Source organism: Faecalibacterium sp. (assembly GCF_052358865.1).
GTDB classification, from domain to species: Bacteria; Bacillota; Clostridia; order Oscillospirales; family Ruminococcaceae; genus Faecalibacterium; species Faecalibacterium butyricigenerans.
Genome location: NZ_DAWCVJ010000009.1, coordinates 37408 through 52596, shown reverse-complemented (window position 1 = coordinate 52596; position 15189 = coordinate 37408). Strand labels below are relative to the sequence as shown.

General features: G+C 59.4%; 15 protein-coding genes and 1 tRNA gene (1 of these 16 only partly in view). 5 read left to right on the top strand and 11 right to left on the bottom strand.

Features of this window, described 5'->3' with window-relative positions; translation table 11 throughout:
• Nucleotides 1-400 precede the first annotated feature (400 nt).
• Nucleotides 401-1411 carry an asparaginase gene (locus ACT8X9_RS03070; RefSeq protein WP_227621615.1) on the top strand — a complete coding sequence of 337 codons (1011 nt, stop codon included), beginning with the start codon at nucleotides 401-403 and terminating at the stop codon, nucleotides 1409-1411.
• Nucleotides 1412-1453: 42 nt separating this feature from the next.
• Here ACT8X9_RS03070 and ACT8X9_RS03065 read toward each other — a convergent pair whose 3' ends face one another.
• From ACT8X9_RS03065 to ACT8X9_RS03040, 6 genes are all read right to left on the bottom strand, one after another.
• Nucleotides 1454-1783: a branched-chain amino acid transporter permease gene (locus ACT8X9_RS03065; protein ID WP_249233957.1), complete on the bottom strand. Its 330-nt coding sequence runs from the start codon at nucleotides 1781-1783 to the stop codon at nucleotides 1454-1456.
• Nucleotides 1780-2517 carry an AzlC family ABC transporter permease gene (locus tag ACT8X9_RS03060; RefSeq protein ID WP_444268084.1) on the bottom strand — a complete coding sequence of 246 codons (738 nt, stop codon included), beginning with the start codon at nucleotides 2515-2517 and terminating at the stop codon, nucleotides 1780-1782. Before ACT8X9_RS03060 ends, ACT8X9_RS03065 begins: the two co-directional genes overlap by 4 nt.
• 165 nt (nucleotides 2518-2682) lie before the next feature.
• Entirely contained in the window at nucleotides 2683-4578 is a 1896-nt protein-coding gene (locus ACT8X9_RS03055) for a heavy metal translocating P-type ATPase (protein WP_444268083.1), read from the bottom strand.
• A 235-nt stretch (nucleotides 4579-4813) separates the two neighbouring features.
• The gene (locus ACT8X9_RS03050) at nucleotides 4814-5035 is read right to left on the bottom strand and encodes a cation transporter (RefSeq protein ID WP_412588819.1); all 222 of its coding nucleotides are present in this window, start codon (nucleotides 5033-5035) and stop codon (nucleotides 4814-4816) included.
• Nucleotides 5036-5111: 76 nt separating this feature from the next.
• The gene (locus ACT8X9_RS03045) at nucleotides 5112-5447 is read right to left on the bottom strand and encodes an ArsR/SmtB family transcription factor (protein WP_227621620.1); all 336 of its coding nucleotides are present in this window, start codon (nucleotides 5445-5447) and stop codon (nucleotides 5112-5114) included.
• 185 nt (nucleotides 5448-5632) lie between these two features.
• Entirely contained in the window at nucleotides 5633-6388 is a 756-nt protein-coding gene (locus ACT8X9_RS03040; RefSeq protein ID WP_444268082.1) for a YwaF family protein, read from the bottom strand.
• A gap of 176 nt (nucleotides 6389-6564) precedes the next feature.
• On the opposite strand from ACT8X9_RS03040, the gene ACT8X9_RS03035 reads away from it, so the two are divergent.
• Complete coding sequence (locus tag ACT8X9_RS03035) at nucleotides 6565-6951, top strand: thioesterase family protein (protein ID WP_227621622.1); 387 nt, start codon at nucleotides 6565-6567, stop codon at nucleotides 6949-6951.
• Here ACT8X9_RS03035 and ACT8X9_RS03030 read toward each other — a convergent pair.
• Nucleotides 6948-7112, bottom strand: coding sequence for a hypothetical protein (locus tag ACT8X9_RS03030; RefSeq protein ID WP_349138478.1), 165 nt, complete (start codon nucleotides 7110-7112; stop codon nucleotides 6948-6950). The genes ACT8X9_RS03035 and ACT8X9_RS03030 overlap by 4 nt on opposite strands.
• Before the next feature lie 70 nt (nucleotides 7113-7182).
• Between ACT8X9_RS03030 and ACT8X9_RS03025 the strand changes: the two genes are divergently transcribed.
• The gene (locus ACT8X9_RS03025; protein WP_444268081.1) at nucleotides 7183-8862 is read left to right on the top strand and encodes a Na+/H+ antiporter NhaC family protein; all 1680 of its coding nucleotides are present in this window, start codon (nucleotides 7183-7185) and stop codon (nucleotides 8860-8862) included.
• A 107-nt stretch (nucleotides 8863-8969) separates the two neighbouring features.
• The gene (locus tag ACT8X9_RS03020) at nucleotides 8970-9464 is read left to right on the top strand and encodes a MarR family winged helix-turn-helix transcriptional regulator (protein ID WP_227621631.1); all 495 of its coding nucleotides are present in this window, start codon (nucleotides 8970-8972) and stop codon (nucleotides 9462-9464) included.
• Between the two features lie 168 nt (nucleotides 9465-9632).
• Here the strand turns inward: ACT8X9_RS03020 and ACT8X9_RS03015 are convergent, their stop codons facing one another.
• From ACT8X9_RS03015 to ACT8X9_RS03000, 4 genes are all read right to left on the bottom strand, one after another.
• Nucleotides 9633-11162: a tripartite tricarboxylate transporter permease gene (locus ACT8X9_RS03015; protein WP_249233950.1), complete on the bottom strand. Its 1530-nt coding sequence runs from the start codon at nucleotides 11160-11162 to the stop codon at nucleotides 9633-9635.
• Between the two features lie 15 nt (nucleotides 11163-11177).
• Complete coding sequence (locus ACT8X9_RS03010) at nucleotides 11178-11714, bottom strand: tripartite tricarboxylate transporter TctB family protein (RefSeq protein WP_249233949.1); 537 nt, start codon at nucleotides 11712-11714, stop codon at nucleotides 11178-11180.
• A 79-nt stretch (nucleotides 11715-11793) separates the two neighbouring features.
• Nucleotides 11794-12840, bottom strand: a complete 1047-nt coding sequence (locus tag ACT8X9_RS03005; protein WP_444268080.1) for a Bug family tripartite tricarboxylate transporter substrate binding protein — start codon at nucleotides 12838-12840, stop codon at nucleotides 11794-11796.
• 387 nt (nucleotides 12841-13227) lie between these two features.
• Complete coding sequence (locus tag ACT8X9_RS03000; protein WP_444268079.1) at nucleotides 13228-14598, bottom strand: MATE family efflux transporter; 1371 nt, start codon at nucleotides 14596-14598, stop codon at nucleotides 13228-13230.
• Between the two features lie 520 nt (nucleotides 14599-15118).
• Between ACT8X9_RS03000 and ACT8X9_RS02995 the strand changes: the two genes are divergently transcribed.
• A tRNA-Ser gene (locus tag ACT8X9_RS02995) sits at nucleotides 15119-15189 on the top strand; it runs 175 nt beyond the window's last position.

Below are 15189 nucleotides of genomic sequence, written 5' to 3'. Positions count from 1 at the left end.
CGGAGAAGTACAAAAAATGCGTTTAGCGAAGCGGCTAGCATTTTTGTGCTTCGACTACTCCTTCGGGGTCTGAAAGGGGCGAGCAGCCCCTTTCTCGTGCCTCCCGCGCCTCGAAAGTAGCGGGTGCTTTTCTGGTTCTCTTTTGGCACGCAAAAGAGAACTTAGCCTTACCGCAACAGCAATTTGACCCGCGCCACAAGCGCGCGCAAGCCCACTTAAAGAAACCTTACCCCGCGCAACCTCGCTCTACTCTTCTATTATACACCAAAATCTCCACATTTCTGTGACCAAGTCCCAAAAGCCTCCATTTCCCGCCGGAACTCCACTTTGCAAGGGCCGGAGAGTGTGTTATACTTTCCTTGAATTTGATTTTTTATCTTCCCAATGGAGGCTTTTACTTATGTCCACAAAGCAGCGCCTGCTTTTCATCACCACCGGCGGCACCATCGCCAGCGTCCGCACCCAGCAGGGCCTCAAGCCCGTGCTCACCAGCGAAGAACTGCTGGCTCATCTGCCCGAGCTGAACGACCTCTGCTGCCCCGACACGCTGGCCTTGTGCAGCATCGACAGCACCGACCTCGGCCCGGAGCACTGGCTGATGATGGCAAAGGCCGTGCAGGAAAATTATGCCCTCTACGACGGCTTCATCATCTGCCACGGCACCGACACACTGGCCTACTCGGCGGCGGCACTGTCCTACCTCATCCAGAACGCCGACAAGCCCATCATCCTCACCGGCGCACAGCAGCCCATCTCCAACGAGATCACCGACGCCAAGAAAAACCTGCGCGACAGCGTCATCTGCGCCCTTGACCCCGGCAGCCGGGGCGTTATGGTGGTGTTCGGCGGGCACGTCATCGCGGGCACCCGCGCCAAAAAGAACAAGACCATCAGCTACGACGCGTTCGCCTCCGTAAATTTTCCGGCGCTGGCGCTGGTGCAGGGCGACCGTCTGGTGCGGTATGTGCCCTCGCCCTGGCCCACCGGCCCGGTGGAGTTTGGCCGCGCCCTCAGCCCCCGGGTCTTCCTGCTCAAGCTGACGCCGGGCCTCAGCCCCGACCTCATCCCGGACATCTTCCGGCTCTACGACTGCGTCATCGTGGAGAGCTTCGGCGTGGGCGGCATCCCCCAGCGGCTGATGGACGCCTTTGCCGAGGGCCTCGGCGACTACGACAAGACCCGCAAGGTGCTCATCCTCACCACACAGGTGACTTACGAGGGCAGCGATGTGGGCATCTACGAGGTGGGCAAGCGGGTCAAGAACCGCTTCCGTTTCCTCGAGGCCCACGATATGACCATCGAGGCCGTGGTGACCAAGATCATGTGGCTGCTGGCACAGGACTGCGACAGCTTCGATCAGTTGCAGCAGCGGTTCTACCGGCAGGTCAATTTTGATACGTTCTATCACTAAAAAATCAAAAATCGTGCCGGTTTGACCAGCACGACCACATTTTCAGAATACCATCTGCACCAGCAGCACATAGCACAGCGTGCCGCCTGCGATGGAGACGAGCGTCTGATGCTTCCACTTATGGAGCGCGACGGTCACGCCGATGGCGATGGCCTCGGGGATGCCGTGGCTGCCTGTGGCAAAGCTGACGCCCTTGAGGCAGTAGACGATGAGCATCCCGAAGATGGCGGCGGGCAGCACATGGCCCAGATATTCCACCACCTCGGGCACCCTGCCGCCCCGGGAGCCGAACACCAGAAAAGGCAGAAACCGGGTGAGCATGGTCGCCGCCGCACAGACGGCGATGGTCAGGATGAATTGGAGATCACTCATCGTGCCGCCTCGCTTTCCTTGGCCTCGATGGGGCGGCGGAGCAGGAGCAGGGCCGCGAGGATGCAGACCATCGAGGGGATGAGGAAGCTGCCCGCGCCAAAGATGCGCAGGCAGACCAGCGGCGCAGCGAGGCCGATGACGGCGCTGGCGTGCTGCTTTTCCTTCTCCCACTGATTGAGGAAGATGACCACAAACATGGCCGTCATGACAAAATCGACGCCCTCGGTGCTGAAGGGCAGGACTGCGCCGAGGGCCGCCCCCATGGCCGCGCTGGCGACCCAGTAGAACTGGTCCAGCAGGGTGATGAAGAACATGAACCAGCCCCGGTCCACCCCCTCCGGCGGCTCTGCTGAGCAGGTGATGGAGAACGTCTCATCGCTCATGGCGAAGATCATGTAGGCGCTGCGCAGGCCGTAGCCCCGGTAGCGCTGCAGCATGGTCAGGCCGTAGAAGAGGTGCCGCGCCTGGATCATCAGGGCCATCAGAAAGGCCGACACCGGCGCAAAGCTGCCCAGCAGCAGCGACGCCAGCACAAATTCCAGCGAGCCGCCATACACCACCGTGCCCATCAGGGGCGGCAGCCAGACCGGCAGACCCAGCGACTGCACATAGATGCCGTAACCGAGGCCCAGCACCAAATATCCGGCAAACACCGGCAGCGTCTGGGGCGCTGCGGCCCGGAACGCGCGCCACACCGGCGCACGGTTCAATTTTATTTCGTTTTGTTTTTGCATTGGCTTCAACCCTCCATTCTAGTATTATAACAGGTTTATAATACATTGCAAGAGAGGAGTTTCCCCCTGCCGACAGACAAAAAGCATCCGCAGAGGCGGCTCTCCGAGCTTTTTTCGGAGAAACACCCTCTGCGGATGCTTTCTTTTTGCGATAGGATGCGGCCCTTAGTCCAGCTTATCCTTCTTCACGAGGTCCTTCGTGTAGAGGGCGCGGGTGGCGTTCAGGACAGCGAGGACCATAACACCAACGTCCGCGAAGATGGCCGCCCACATATTGGCGATGCCCAGAGCGCCCAGCAGCAGGCAGGCCGCTTTGATGGCCAGCGCAAAGACGATGTTCTGGTAGACGATGCCCTTGGTGCGGCGGGCAATGCGCATGGCGAGGGCGATCTTAGCCGGGTCGTCGTCCATCAGGACGACGTCTGCGGCCTCGATGGCGGCGTCCGAACCGAGTGCGCCCATGGCAATGCCGATGTCAGCGCGGGAGAGGACAGGGGCGTCGTTGATGCCGTCGCCCACGAAGGCCAGATTCTCCTTGGGCCGCTTCTCGGCGATGAGCTTCTCGATCTGATCCACCTTGTCGCCGGGCAGCAGGCCCGCATGGTACTCATCGAGGCCCAGCTCTGCCGAGACGGCCTTCGCCACCGGCTCGGCGTCGCCGGTCAGCATGACCGTCTTGCGGACGCCGGCCTGCTTGAGGCCCTTGATGGCCTGTGCACTGTGGGGCTTCACCACGTCGGCGATGAGCAGGTAGCCCGCATACTCGCCATTGATGGCCACATGGACGATGGTGCCGATCTGGGGCACATCGGGGACAGAAAGGCCCAGCTTCTCCATCAGGCGGGCGTTGCCCGCCGCTACCGGCCTGCCATCCACCTTGGCAGTGACGCCGTGGCCGCCCAGCTCTTTCACATCGGTGACGCGGGCGGCATCGATGTCCCTGCCGTAGGCGGCCTTGATGCTCAGGGAGATGGGATGCTTCGACCAGCTCTCGGCCAGCGCAGCAGCCTCCACGAGGGCTTCCTCCGCACCGCCCTCCACGGGGCAGATCTTAGTGACTTTAAAAGTGCCCTGCGTCAGGGTGCCGGTCTTATCGAAGACCACGACGCCGGTGTTGGCCAGCTCTTCCAGATAGGTAGAGCCTTTGACGAGGATGCCGCAGGCGGATGCGCCGCCGATGCCGCCGAAGAAGCTCAGCGGGATGGAGATGACCAGAGCGCAGGGGCAGCTGATGACGAGGAAGGTGAGGGCACGGTAGACCCAGTCCCCGAAGCGGGCCGGCTGGCCCATGAGAAGCAGGGCGATGGGGGGGATGAAGGCCAGCGCCAGAGCGCCGTAGCAGACCGCCGGGGTGTAGACCCGGGCAAAGCGGGTGATGAAGTTCTCGGCCCGAGCCTTCTTCATGCTGGAATTTTCCACAAGGTCGAGGATCTTGGAGACGGTGGATTCGCCGAACTCCTTGGTGGTCCTGACCCGGAGCAGGCCGCTCATATTGACGCAGCCGCTGATGACCTCATCCCCGGACTGGACATCGCGGGGCAGGCTCTCGCCGGTGAGGGCGGCAGTGTTCAGGGTGGAAGCGCCCTCGATGATGACGCCGTCGATGGGCACACGCTCGCCGGGCTGGACCACAATGACCGTGCCCACCTCAACTTCGTCGGGGTCCACCTGTTCCAGCTTGCCGTCCTCGCCCTCGATGTTGGCATAGTCGGGCCGGATGTCCATCAGGGCCGAGATGCTGCGGCGGCTCTTGCCGACGGCCACGCTCTGGAACAGCTCGCCGATCTGATAGAAGATGATAACGGCGCAGCCCTCGACGTAGTCGCCCAGCGCGAATGCGCCCACGGTGGCGACTGCCATCAGGAAGCACTCATCGAAGGCCTGACGGTTCTTGATGCCCAACAGGGCCTTGCGGAGCACATCCCAGCCCACCACGAGGTAGGGGATGCAGTAGAGTAGCAGCTCTGCCGCCATGGGCAGGGGCGGCAGCAGCTTGAGCACCAGCACCAGCGCCAGAGCGGCGAGGATGCGGTAGAGCATTTTCTTTTGTTTTTTCGTCATGGGTCTCAGGCCTCCTTTGGGGCACTTTTCTCAGATTCAACAGGTTTTCCCCACAAGGGGCTTGTTTTCCACCCTTTCCCCCGGCTTTTCCACGATGTTTTCCCGCAAAAAGCCTCAAATGCGCGTTTATTTTTCTACTTTTGCGCAAAGGATGTTGAAAACACAGTGGAAATTGTTGAAAACCGATTCATTTTTCCACAGTTTCCACCCGCATCTCGTCCGCTGCGGCAGACGCTCAGATGCCGAAGATCTCGCAGTCGTCCTCCACCTTCTTGCAGGCAGCGAGGACGTTCTGCATGGTGGCCTTGGGGTCAGCGCCCTCGGCAAACTCGACGTTCATCTTCTGGGTCATGAAGCTGACGGTAGCCTTTGCCACGCCGGAAACGGTGTTGGCGGCATCCTCCATCTTCTGAGCGCAGTTTGCGCAGTCCACTTCGATCTTGTAGCTCTTTTTCATAATAAGTACCAGCCTTTCTTTCTATATAGCCGCTCCGCCGCAGGGTGCAGCAGGGCTTGCAGCATTTCAGGGGGCATCACTCTTCGATATGGTCCATGCCCATCGAGAGGATGCTGCGCACATGGTCGTCGTCCAGCGCATAGTAGACGGTCTTGCCGTCGCGGCGGAAGCGGACGAGCTTTGTGTCCTTCAGCACCCGCAGCTGGTGGCTCACCGCCGACTGGCTGAGCTGGACGGCGTTTGCGATGTCCTGCACGCAAAGCTCGTCGTCGTGGAGGGCATAGAGGATCTTGATGCGGGTGGAGTCGCCGAACACCCGGAACAGGTCGGCCAGCTCATAAAGCACCTCATCGTCCGGCAGCACCGGCGGGGCCTTGGGCAGTTTTTCGGGGGAAGTGACTTCTTCAGCCATCGTTGTCACCCTTTCGTTTTCACATATGAACATCTGTTCATGTATTCATGATAACACGCAGATGCCCCCCTGTCAAGCGTTTTGGCACAAAAACTTATCATGCCTCCCAAATTGACAAAATAAACCGTAAAACGCCGGAAATTTGCAATCAGCTTGCGGTTTCATTAAAACATCCCTGCTGTGTTTTATGTCCTCCCTCTGCTCCGCCACTCTTTCAAGGCCCACGGCAGATACATAACGGCCAGCGCCAGCGCGATGGCAGGCAGAAAGCCCAGAATATAATACTTTTCACCTAGCAGCTCTGTAAATGTACTGGTGATGATATTCCCATAGGGATTATTGAGAAAATAGAAGTTGGTACCAAGCGGCTTATTCAAAAAGTAGATGGGCAGGGCGGATCCAAACAAAAACGCCAGCACCTGTGGGATTCGCCGGGGGCTGGGACGATAACCACCCACCACCAGCAGGGTAGGATAGAGTACCAGCAGGGCATGGATGCTGACCGAGTGCAGATTGATGAATGTCCACCAGAAGGGAACGTCCAGCCAACTGGGACAGAGCAGAGCCAGCGCCGCACCCGGAATGCAGAGCGCATAAAGCTCCTCTTTGCACCAATTCCTGTCCGTGAGGGTGTTGTATAGGCAGACAAAGACATTGATGCTGCACAGGTGCAGGGGCAGATAACTCCAGTTCCATTGACCGGTCAGCTCCATCCCCAGCAGGAGGGCAGCTTCGTCCAGCACAAGTAGGAGAGTGACTCCTATTAAAATACGCCGCCGGGTGCGGGCAGAGCTGCGGCGATACCACCAAGCCATTCCTGCAATGAATGCAAGCGAAAGAGCCAATTCTGTGAGGTGGATGCCGCCATACAGCGGATAACACCGGTAATCGGCTCCAAATTCAGCGTGGGTGATGTCGTAGGATTTCCAGAAATCATTCATCTTCTCTCCCTCCTTGTCCAGCTTATGATACCGCTTTTGGCTTCAGGCGGAAAGAGTTTTAGAGAAAAAATCCCGAAAACAGATGCAATGACCGATATTTTGTGGTATCCTTACGAATGTGAAATTATCTGCCGCAAACTGCGGCAGGACGAAGATTTGAGAAAGAAGGCATTTTTATGTTAGAGACTGGCATCCGCGGCAGACAGAGCGTCGCCGTCACCCCTGAAAACACCGCCAAGACGATGGGCAGCGGCACGCTGAACGTCTTCGCCACCCCCGCACTGGTGGCGCTGGCCGAAAAGACCTGCTGGATGAGCGTCGCCGACGCACTGGACGAGGGCTGCGGCTCTGTGGGCACCAAGCTGGAGCTGGAGCACACCGCCCCCACCCCCGTGGGCATGACCGTCACCTGCGAGAGCGAGCTGACCGCTGTGGAGGGCCGCAAGCTGGTGTTCAAGGTGTCCCTGTACGACGAGAAAGGCCCCGTGGGCGGCGGCGTCCACGAGCGCTTCGTGGTCAACGACGCCAAATTTGCCGCCAAAGCCGAGAGCAAGAAGGGTTAATCTTTTTGCTCTCCGCGCCCGGCAAGCTCGATGGGCGGCGGGTCGGCAGCCAGAAGCTGCTGCTCGGCCCGGGCCTGTGCTTCCTGCAGGAGCCGGGCTGCCTGCTCGCTGGCGCGGAACAGTTCCAGATACATCGCTTTATAGTCCGGCGCAGCCAACACCCCCTTCCGTCCCCGTTCTTGGGGATAGTCTGCCCGGCAGACCGCAAAAAAATCAAGTGAGGAGCTTATCATGAAAAAAAACAATCTTTCGTGGGTGGGTGCTCTTCTGGTGTTCGCCCTGCTGCTGTGGTGCACCGCAGCAACGCCCGGCAAGATCGCCGACCCCTCCACCTACACCTGCGCAGTATACAGCTCTGCGCTCTCCCTGCTGCCCCCTGTGGTGGCCATCGTTCTGGCCCTTAACACCAAGGAGGTCTACACCTCGCTGCTGGTGGGCATCGCCACCGGTGCGCTGCTCTACGCCAACGGCAACCTTGAGCTTGCGCTGACCACCCTCTTTTTCAACGAGGACGGCGGCATGATCTCCAAGCTGTCCGATGCCAGCAATGTGGGCATCCTCGTCTTTCTGGTGATGCTGGGCATCCTTGTGGCCCTGATGAACAAGGCCGGCGGCAGCGCCGCGTTCGGCCGCTGGGCCTCCACCCATATCCACACCCGGGCAGGCGCACAGTTCGCCACCCTGCTGCTGGGCATCCTCATCTTTGTGGACGACTACTTCAACTGCCTGACCGTCGGCTCCGTCATGCGCCCGGTCACGGACCGGCAGAAGGTCTCCCGCGCAAAGCTGGCCTACCTCATCGACGCCACCGCCGCCCCCATCTGCATCATCGCGCCGGTGTCCAGCTGGGCTGCCGCCGTCACCTCCTCGGTGCCGGAAGGCTCGGGCATCAACGGCTTCACCATGTTCCTGCGCACCATCCCCTATAACTACTACGCCATCCTCACGATGGTGATGAGCCTCTTCCTCATCTTCAGCGGCTTCGACTACGGCCCCATGAAGAAGCACGAGGACAACGCCCTGCTGGGCGACCTCTTCACCACCGACGACCGCCCCTACGGCGACGATGTGGACGACGGCTCCGACGCCCGCGGCCATGTGGTAGACCTCATCGCGCCGGTGCTGGTGCTCATCGCGGCCTGCATCTTCGGCATGGTGTACACCGGCGGCTTTTTCGAGGGCGTGGACTTCATCACTGCCTTCGCAAATTGCAGCGCCTCTGTGGGCCTCGTGATGGGCAGCTCCATCGCCCTGATGTTCACCTTCGTCTTCTACCGGGTGCGGGGCGTCATGACCTTTCAGGACTTCGCCGCCTGTATCCCCGAGGGCTTCAAGGCGATGGTCAGCCCCATGCTCATCCTGACGCTGGCGTGGACCCTTTCCGGCATGACCGGCCTGCTGGGCGCAAAATACTACGTCGCCAGCCTGCTCAGCGGCTCCGCTGCGGCGCTGCAGTACCTGCTGCCCATCATCATCTTCCTCGTGGCCGTCTTCCTCGCCTTCGCCACCGGCACTTCGTGGGGTACCTTCTCCATCCTCGTGCCCATCGTCTGCCATGCGTTCCCGGAGGGTGAGATGCTGGTGGTCTCCATCGCCGCCTGCCTGTCCGGCGCGGTCTGCGGCGACCACTGCTCGCCCATCTCCGACACCACCATCATGGCTTCTGCCGGTGCCCACTGCAGCCACGTCAACCATGTCTCCACTCAGCTGCCCTACGCCATGACCGCCGCCGCCATCTCGGCGGGCTGCTACCTGCTCTGCGGCGCAGCGCAGGCCGTCCTCGGCGAGGCTGCCAACGTCCTGACCTCCTTCGTGCTGCTGGCCTGTGCCGTCGTCATCGAGCTTGTGGTCCTGAGCATCGTCAGGGCACGGATGGGCCATCCCGGGCAGAAAAAGTCCGAAAAAGCCTAAAATTTCCACCAAAATCGTGGATTTTTCTCTTCCCCTCCGGCCAGAATCATGGTATACTGTAAAAAGAGTAAATTTTTTGAGCTATTAGGCTCATGGAAGGAGAATCCATGCTGGAAGAAGTCTTTCAGGACGTCTATACCAAATTCAAGCTGCACTTTTATCAAAATGTATTTCAGCGCTTTGCCACCCGCGAGGCCACGCTGACCACGGTGGAGTCCTTCTGCATGGAGGGCATCATGGCGATGGGCGAGCCGACCATTGCGGAGTTCTCCCGCATGATGCGCATTTCCACTCCCAACGCGGCCTACAAGATCGGCAGCCTCGTGAAAAAGGGCTATGTGGAGAAGATCCAGTCCACCACCGACCGCCGCGAGTACTATCTGCGCCCCACCCAGAAATACATCGATTACTACAGCATCAGCTACTCCTACCTGCACACCGTCATCGAGCGAGTGCGTCAGCGGTTCCCCGCAGAGGACTGCGACAAGATGGAGCAGATGCTGTCGGTCATCAGCACCGAGCTGATGCCGGAGCTGGATATGCTGGCCAAGTGCCACCATTCGGAAGCGCCCGCTGCTCCGGAGACGCCCGCCGAAAAGTAAGCGTACAGCAAAACGAAAAGGCCCTCCCGGGCAAAACCGGGAGGGCCTTTTATCGTTTACGTCTCTGTCCGCAGGTCACACCAAAAGCGAAGTGCGGCCGCCCCGACGGAACGGGACAGCCGCAGCTTCATGGGAATGTAACAGACAGAGCTTGTCAGGATGTTGAGCTTATGCCTTCTCCTGTGCAGCGTTTGCAGCGGTGCGCTTGTTGATCTTGCTCTGGTTATAGACCGAGTAGATGATAACGAGGATGGCTACGCTTGCAAAGACCATAGCGATGGGAGAGGTGGTGATGGCGAAGAAGTTTCCGCGCTGGATGTTCATGTAGCGCACGAAGTTCTTCTCGCACATGGGTCCCAGAATAAGGGCCAGCAGGATGGGAGAAAGGGGGAACTCGTACTTGTTCATCAGCCAGCCGATGATGCCGAAGGCGACACAGACGCCCACGTCAAAGGCATTCTTGTTGATGGAGAAAGCGCCCAGCAGGGAGATGACGAGGATGATGGGGTAGAGCATCTTCTTCTCGACAGAGACGATCTTTGCAAAGAAGCGGACGCCGAGGCAGCCCACCACCAGCATGCAGAGGTTTGCCAGCATCAGAGCTGCGAAGACGCGGTAGACGGTGGGCAGCTCGGTGACATACATCATGGGGCCGGGGGTGATGCCCTTCATGATGAAGGCACCCAGCAGGATGGCCGTGACGGAGTCGCCGGGGACGCCCAGAGACAGCAGGGGGATCATTGCGCCGCCGGAGCAGCCGTTGTTGGCGGACTCGGTCGCCGCAACGCCGTTGGGGATGCCGGTGCCGTACAGCTCGGGGTGCTTGCTGGCGGACTTGCTGGCGCCGTAGGAGACGAAGACGGCGATGTCACCGCCTGCACCGGGGATGGCACCGATGAAGGTGCCGATGAGGCCGCCGGAGAGGATGTTGGGCCAGATCTTCTTGATGGTCTTCCAGTCCGGCAGGACGTTGGTGATCTTCTCGTTGGATCTCTGCTCCTGCTCCTCGCCGCGGATGATGCGCTCCACGCCGGCGATGACCTCAGAGACTGCGAACAGACCGATCAGGGTAGGGATGAACTGGAAGCCGTCCAGCAGGCCGGTCTGCTTGGTGGTGATGAAGCGGGGGATGCCGTTGGTGGGGTCGAGGCCGACGGTGCACAGCAGCATACCGAAGAAGGCGCTGATGAGGCCCTTGGCCACAGACTTGCCGGAAATTGCGACGATGACCGACAGACCGAAGACGGCCAGCATGAACATCTCGCCGGGACCGAAGTTCATGGCCATGTCAGCGACCAGCGGAGACAGGAAGGTCATGACCAGTGCGCCGATGACGCCGCCGCAGAAGGACGCGAACATGGCGACGGACAGGGCCTTGCCGGCCTGACCCTTCTTGCACATGGGGTAGCCGTCCAGCAGGGTGGCGGCTGCGGCGGGCGTGCCGGGGGCGTGGATGAGGATGGCGGAGATGGAGCCGCCGTACATACCGCCGCAGTAGATGCCCAGCAGCAGGCCGATGGACGGGATGAGGTCCATGCCGAAGGAGAAGGGGATGAGCAGCGCCACGCCCATGGTGGCGGTCATGCCCGGGATCGCGCCCAGCAGAACGCCGCCCAGCGCACCGATGAAGGTCATCAGAAGGACCTCGGGGTTGGACCAGACAGTCGCGTAGCTGGAAAGAAGCAGACTAAAATCCATAACTGTGCTCCCTCCTTAAATCATGTCCACGAGGGTGCGCAGGAAGTTCAGCGGACCCAGCGGAATATTGACGGTAAGCACCTTGTAGAACACCAGCCACATCAGCAGCGGCACCAGAATGCTCACAAGGATCATCTGCACCCAGTTGCGCTTGCCGATGAGGAACATGATGATCATCGACAGCACCATTGCGCACAGGATGTAGCCGCAGCTCTTGAAGAGGGCAGCGAACAGCACGCAGAGGAGGATGACGAAGTAGGCTGCGGCCAGACCCTTATCCTTCAGGGGGTTCAGGGTGCCCACCTCAACGGCGGTGGGGTCGCCCTCCTTCATGGTGCCCATCAGCTTGAAGATGGACTGGAGGAGCAGGATGACGGAGAAGATGACCACGCCCACGATCATGACGCGGGGGAAGGTGGACGCCTGCACATAGGTGTTGGCCACCTCGGGGAAGTTGCCGGTCTGGAACCATGCCCAGATGCCGATGGCGAGGAAAATGATGGAGCCGATCAGATTGGAAAAGGCCATCGTTTTCATTTTGTTTTTGTTCAAAAGGGGTTCCTCCTCTCTCTATTTTCAAAAAAGGGGCAGGCACGAACTGCCTGCCCCAGCAAATACGCAGAGAGACAAATCAGAGGCCGACAGCGTCCATAGCAGCTGCGACGTCGGTAGCAGCCTGCTTCAGGTAGTCTGCATAGCCCTGTGCATCCAGATAGGAGATAGCCTGACCGTTGTTGTTCATGAAGGTCACGAAATCGGGATCCTCGATGGCGGCGGCGCAGGCCTCTTCCAGACGGGTCATGATGGCATCGTCCACGCCCAGAGGAGCGGCCATGCCGCGCTGGGTGTAATAGGTGATGTCGTAGCCCTGCTCCTTGCAGGTGGGCACGTCGGGGAAGACGGGGTTGCGCTCCTCGTCCATAACGCCGAGGCAGATCAGGTCGCCGGACTCGATGAAGCTGCGGGCCTCGGCCAGAGAAACGGTAACGCCCTGAATGAAGCCGCCGGCTGCATTCTGGACGGCGGTAGCAGCGCCCTCCTGATAGGTGATCATCTGGATGTCGATGCCGGTAGCGCTCATCAGGTAGCCGCCTGCGATGTGCCAGACAGAAGCGTTGGAGGAGCCGCCCATCTGCACCTCACCGGGGTGAGCCTTGCAGTAGTCGATGAAACCGGGCAGGTCGGTGATGCCGTTGCTTGCAGCCCACTTTGCGCCGACGGTGATGGCAGCTGCGTCGGTGTTGACGCGGCACAGGGGAGCGTAGTTCTCCCAAGTCAGCTCGCTGGTGCCCAGCTTCTTGTAGGTAGCCAGCTCGAAGGTGATCATGCCGATGGTGTAGCCGTCGGTGTTGGCGTCTGCGATGGCCTGATGGCCCAGGATGCCGCCGCCGCCCGTCTGGTTATCGACGGTCAGGGTCACACCCAGATTCTTGCCCATTGCCTCGCAGAATGCGCGCAGGCAGGAGTCCGTGCCGCCGCCTGCAGACCAGGGGCAGATGACCGAGATGCCCTTGGTGGGGTAATCGGTGGACTTGCCGCCAGCGGTGCTGGCAGCAGCGGAACCTGCAGTAGAAGCAGCAGTGCTATTGGAAGAAGAGCCGCCGCAGGCGGTCAGGACGCCAGCAGCACCCACGACAGCAGAAGCTGCGAGGAAGTCACGACGAGAGATCTTTTTCATTTCTTGTTACCTCCGATTCATGTTGCGTTTATCCGTTTCATGGCAGTGCCGTGCTTTGCTCACAGCACCATTCCCTCCGCAAACGGACTCGCCTTTCGCTACTATGATAGCGCATATTTTTCCATCCCGCAATTAGAGTCAAGCACAAATTTTCAACGGAATGTTTGTACAAAGTGACCCGATTGATTGGTTTTCTATCCGCCTGTCGTGCAGATATTCAGGATCTTCGCTTTTATATACAAGATTCTTTGCTGCTGTACTTTTGATGTATGCGGGCGTGCCGGTGCGCCCGCGTCCCCCTCTCCCGGGGCCGACTGACGCCAACGCAAAACCAGCCCGCAGGCCGGGCATTTTGTCCGTCCTGCGGGCTGGTCATTTCCTGTGAAATTACGCTCTCCCTGCGCCCCGGTCGAGTATCTTATCGAAGCGGGAAAAGAAAGTAATGGCCGTGATGGTCGCGGCCAGAAGATCGCTGACCGGCTCTGCCAGAAAGACGCCGAAGCATTTGTCTGCCACAAAATGGGGCAGGATAAAAATGAGGGGGATGAGCAGGATGATCTTGCGCAGGCAGGCCAGCAAGAGGCTCACCTTCGCCTGACCCAGCGCCATAAAGCTCTGCTGGCAGGCGATCTGAACGCCCATCGCAAGGATGCCGGCCATATAGATGCGCATGGCCCATGTGGTGTAGTCGATCAGGGCGGCATCCGAGGTGAAGATGCCCGCCACCACGCCGGGCACGGCCATCATAAGCAGCCAGAACAAGGTGGTGTAGCCGAAACAAAGGGTGAGCTGGAAGCGGAACGCCTCCTTGACCCGGGCCTTTTTGCCTGCGCCGAAGTTGAAGCTCATGACCGGCTGGCCGCCCTGACAGATGCCCTGAATGGGCAGGGTGCACAGCTGGGACACGCTGGTGATGACGGTCATCGCGCCTACGGCGATGTCGCCGCCATAACGGGCGAGGCTGGAGCTGAAGCTGATGGAAAGCAGGCTCTCCGTCGAGAGCATGACGAAGGACGAGATGCCCAGCCCCAGCACCGGCAGGATGACGCTGCGCTCCACCCTGAGGTACTCTTTGCGGAGTTTGAGAATCGTCTTCGGGCCGGTGAGGAACTTCAAGATCCAGCAGGCACCCACAGCCTGACTGAGCACCGTCGCCACCGCTGCGCCCCGGACGCCCCAGCCAAGGCCGAAGATGAGGATGGGGTCGAGGATGATATTGATGACCGCACCGATGACGGTGGTGAGCATACTGATCTTCGCAAAGCCCTGCGTCGTGATAAAGGGGTTCATGCCCATGACCAGCAGCACGAACACCGAGCCGAGGATATAGATGCGGCCATAGGCCACCGCGTAAGGGAGGGTGGCGTCGCTGGCGCCAAAAAGCCGCAGCAGGGCGGGCGCACCGGCATAGAAGCCGATCGTCAGCACCACGGCGAAGAAGAGCAGCATGGTAAAGCTGTTGCCGATGATCTTTTCGGCGTCCTCTTTGTTGCCCTGCCCCAGTGCGATGGCCGTGCGGGGCGCACCGCCCGCGCCGATGAGCATGGCGAAGGCGTTCAAAAGCATGAGGATGGGGGCGAACAGGCCCACACCTGTCAGCGCCGCCGCGCCGATGCCCTCGATGTGGCCGATGTAGATGCGGTCTACGATGTTATAGAGCAGATTGACCACCTGCGCCACCACGGCGGGGATCATCAGCTGCAAAAGCAGGGGCTTGACCGGCCCGCTGCCCATATCCTGTCGATTCTGTGCTGCCATAGGTCCTCCTTCGAGTCTATATGCTTCAAATTTGAAATAAATATAGCATATGCCGCCCCGCCTGTCAAGGGAGAGGGCAGAGCGCAGCAAAAATCAGAAGGCCCTCTCAGTCCTGCTGACTGAGGTCAGACAGCCGCCGGAAGAGCTTTTTGTTTTTCCAGTTGACGGAAAGGCGGGATTTTGCTATAATAATAAAGCTGTATATGGATAAAGAGCATCCCTCCTACCAGCAACTGTTCCACGTTTCAAGGCTGATTCGTGATATACAAATCGTGAATTTGCCATGAAAACATACTTGGAGATGTATCGAAGTGGTCGTAACGAGAACGACTCGAAATCCAAGTGGATGCTTCGCCGAATGTCTCCATATCACACGAGGAAACGTCGATTTTGATGTCCTGACAGGCTTCAGAACCTGTCTGAACGATGCGTTTTCTAACAATATTCTAACAGCAACTGTTCCAAGTTTCAAGGTCGATTTGCGATATACAAATCGTAAATTTGCCATGAAAATATACTTGGAGATGTATCGAAGCGGTCGTAACGAGAACGACTCGAAATCGTTTTGTCCTTAATCGGGCACGTGGGTTC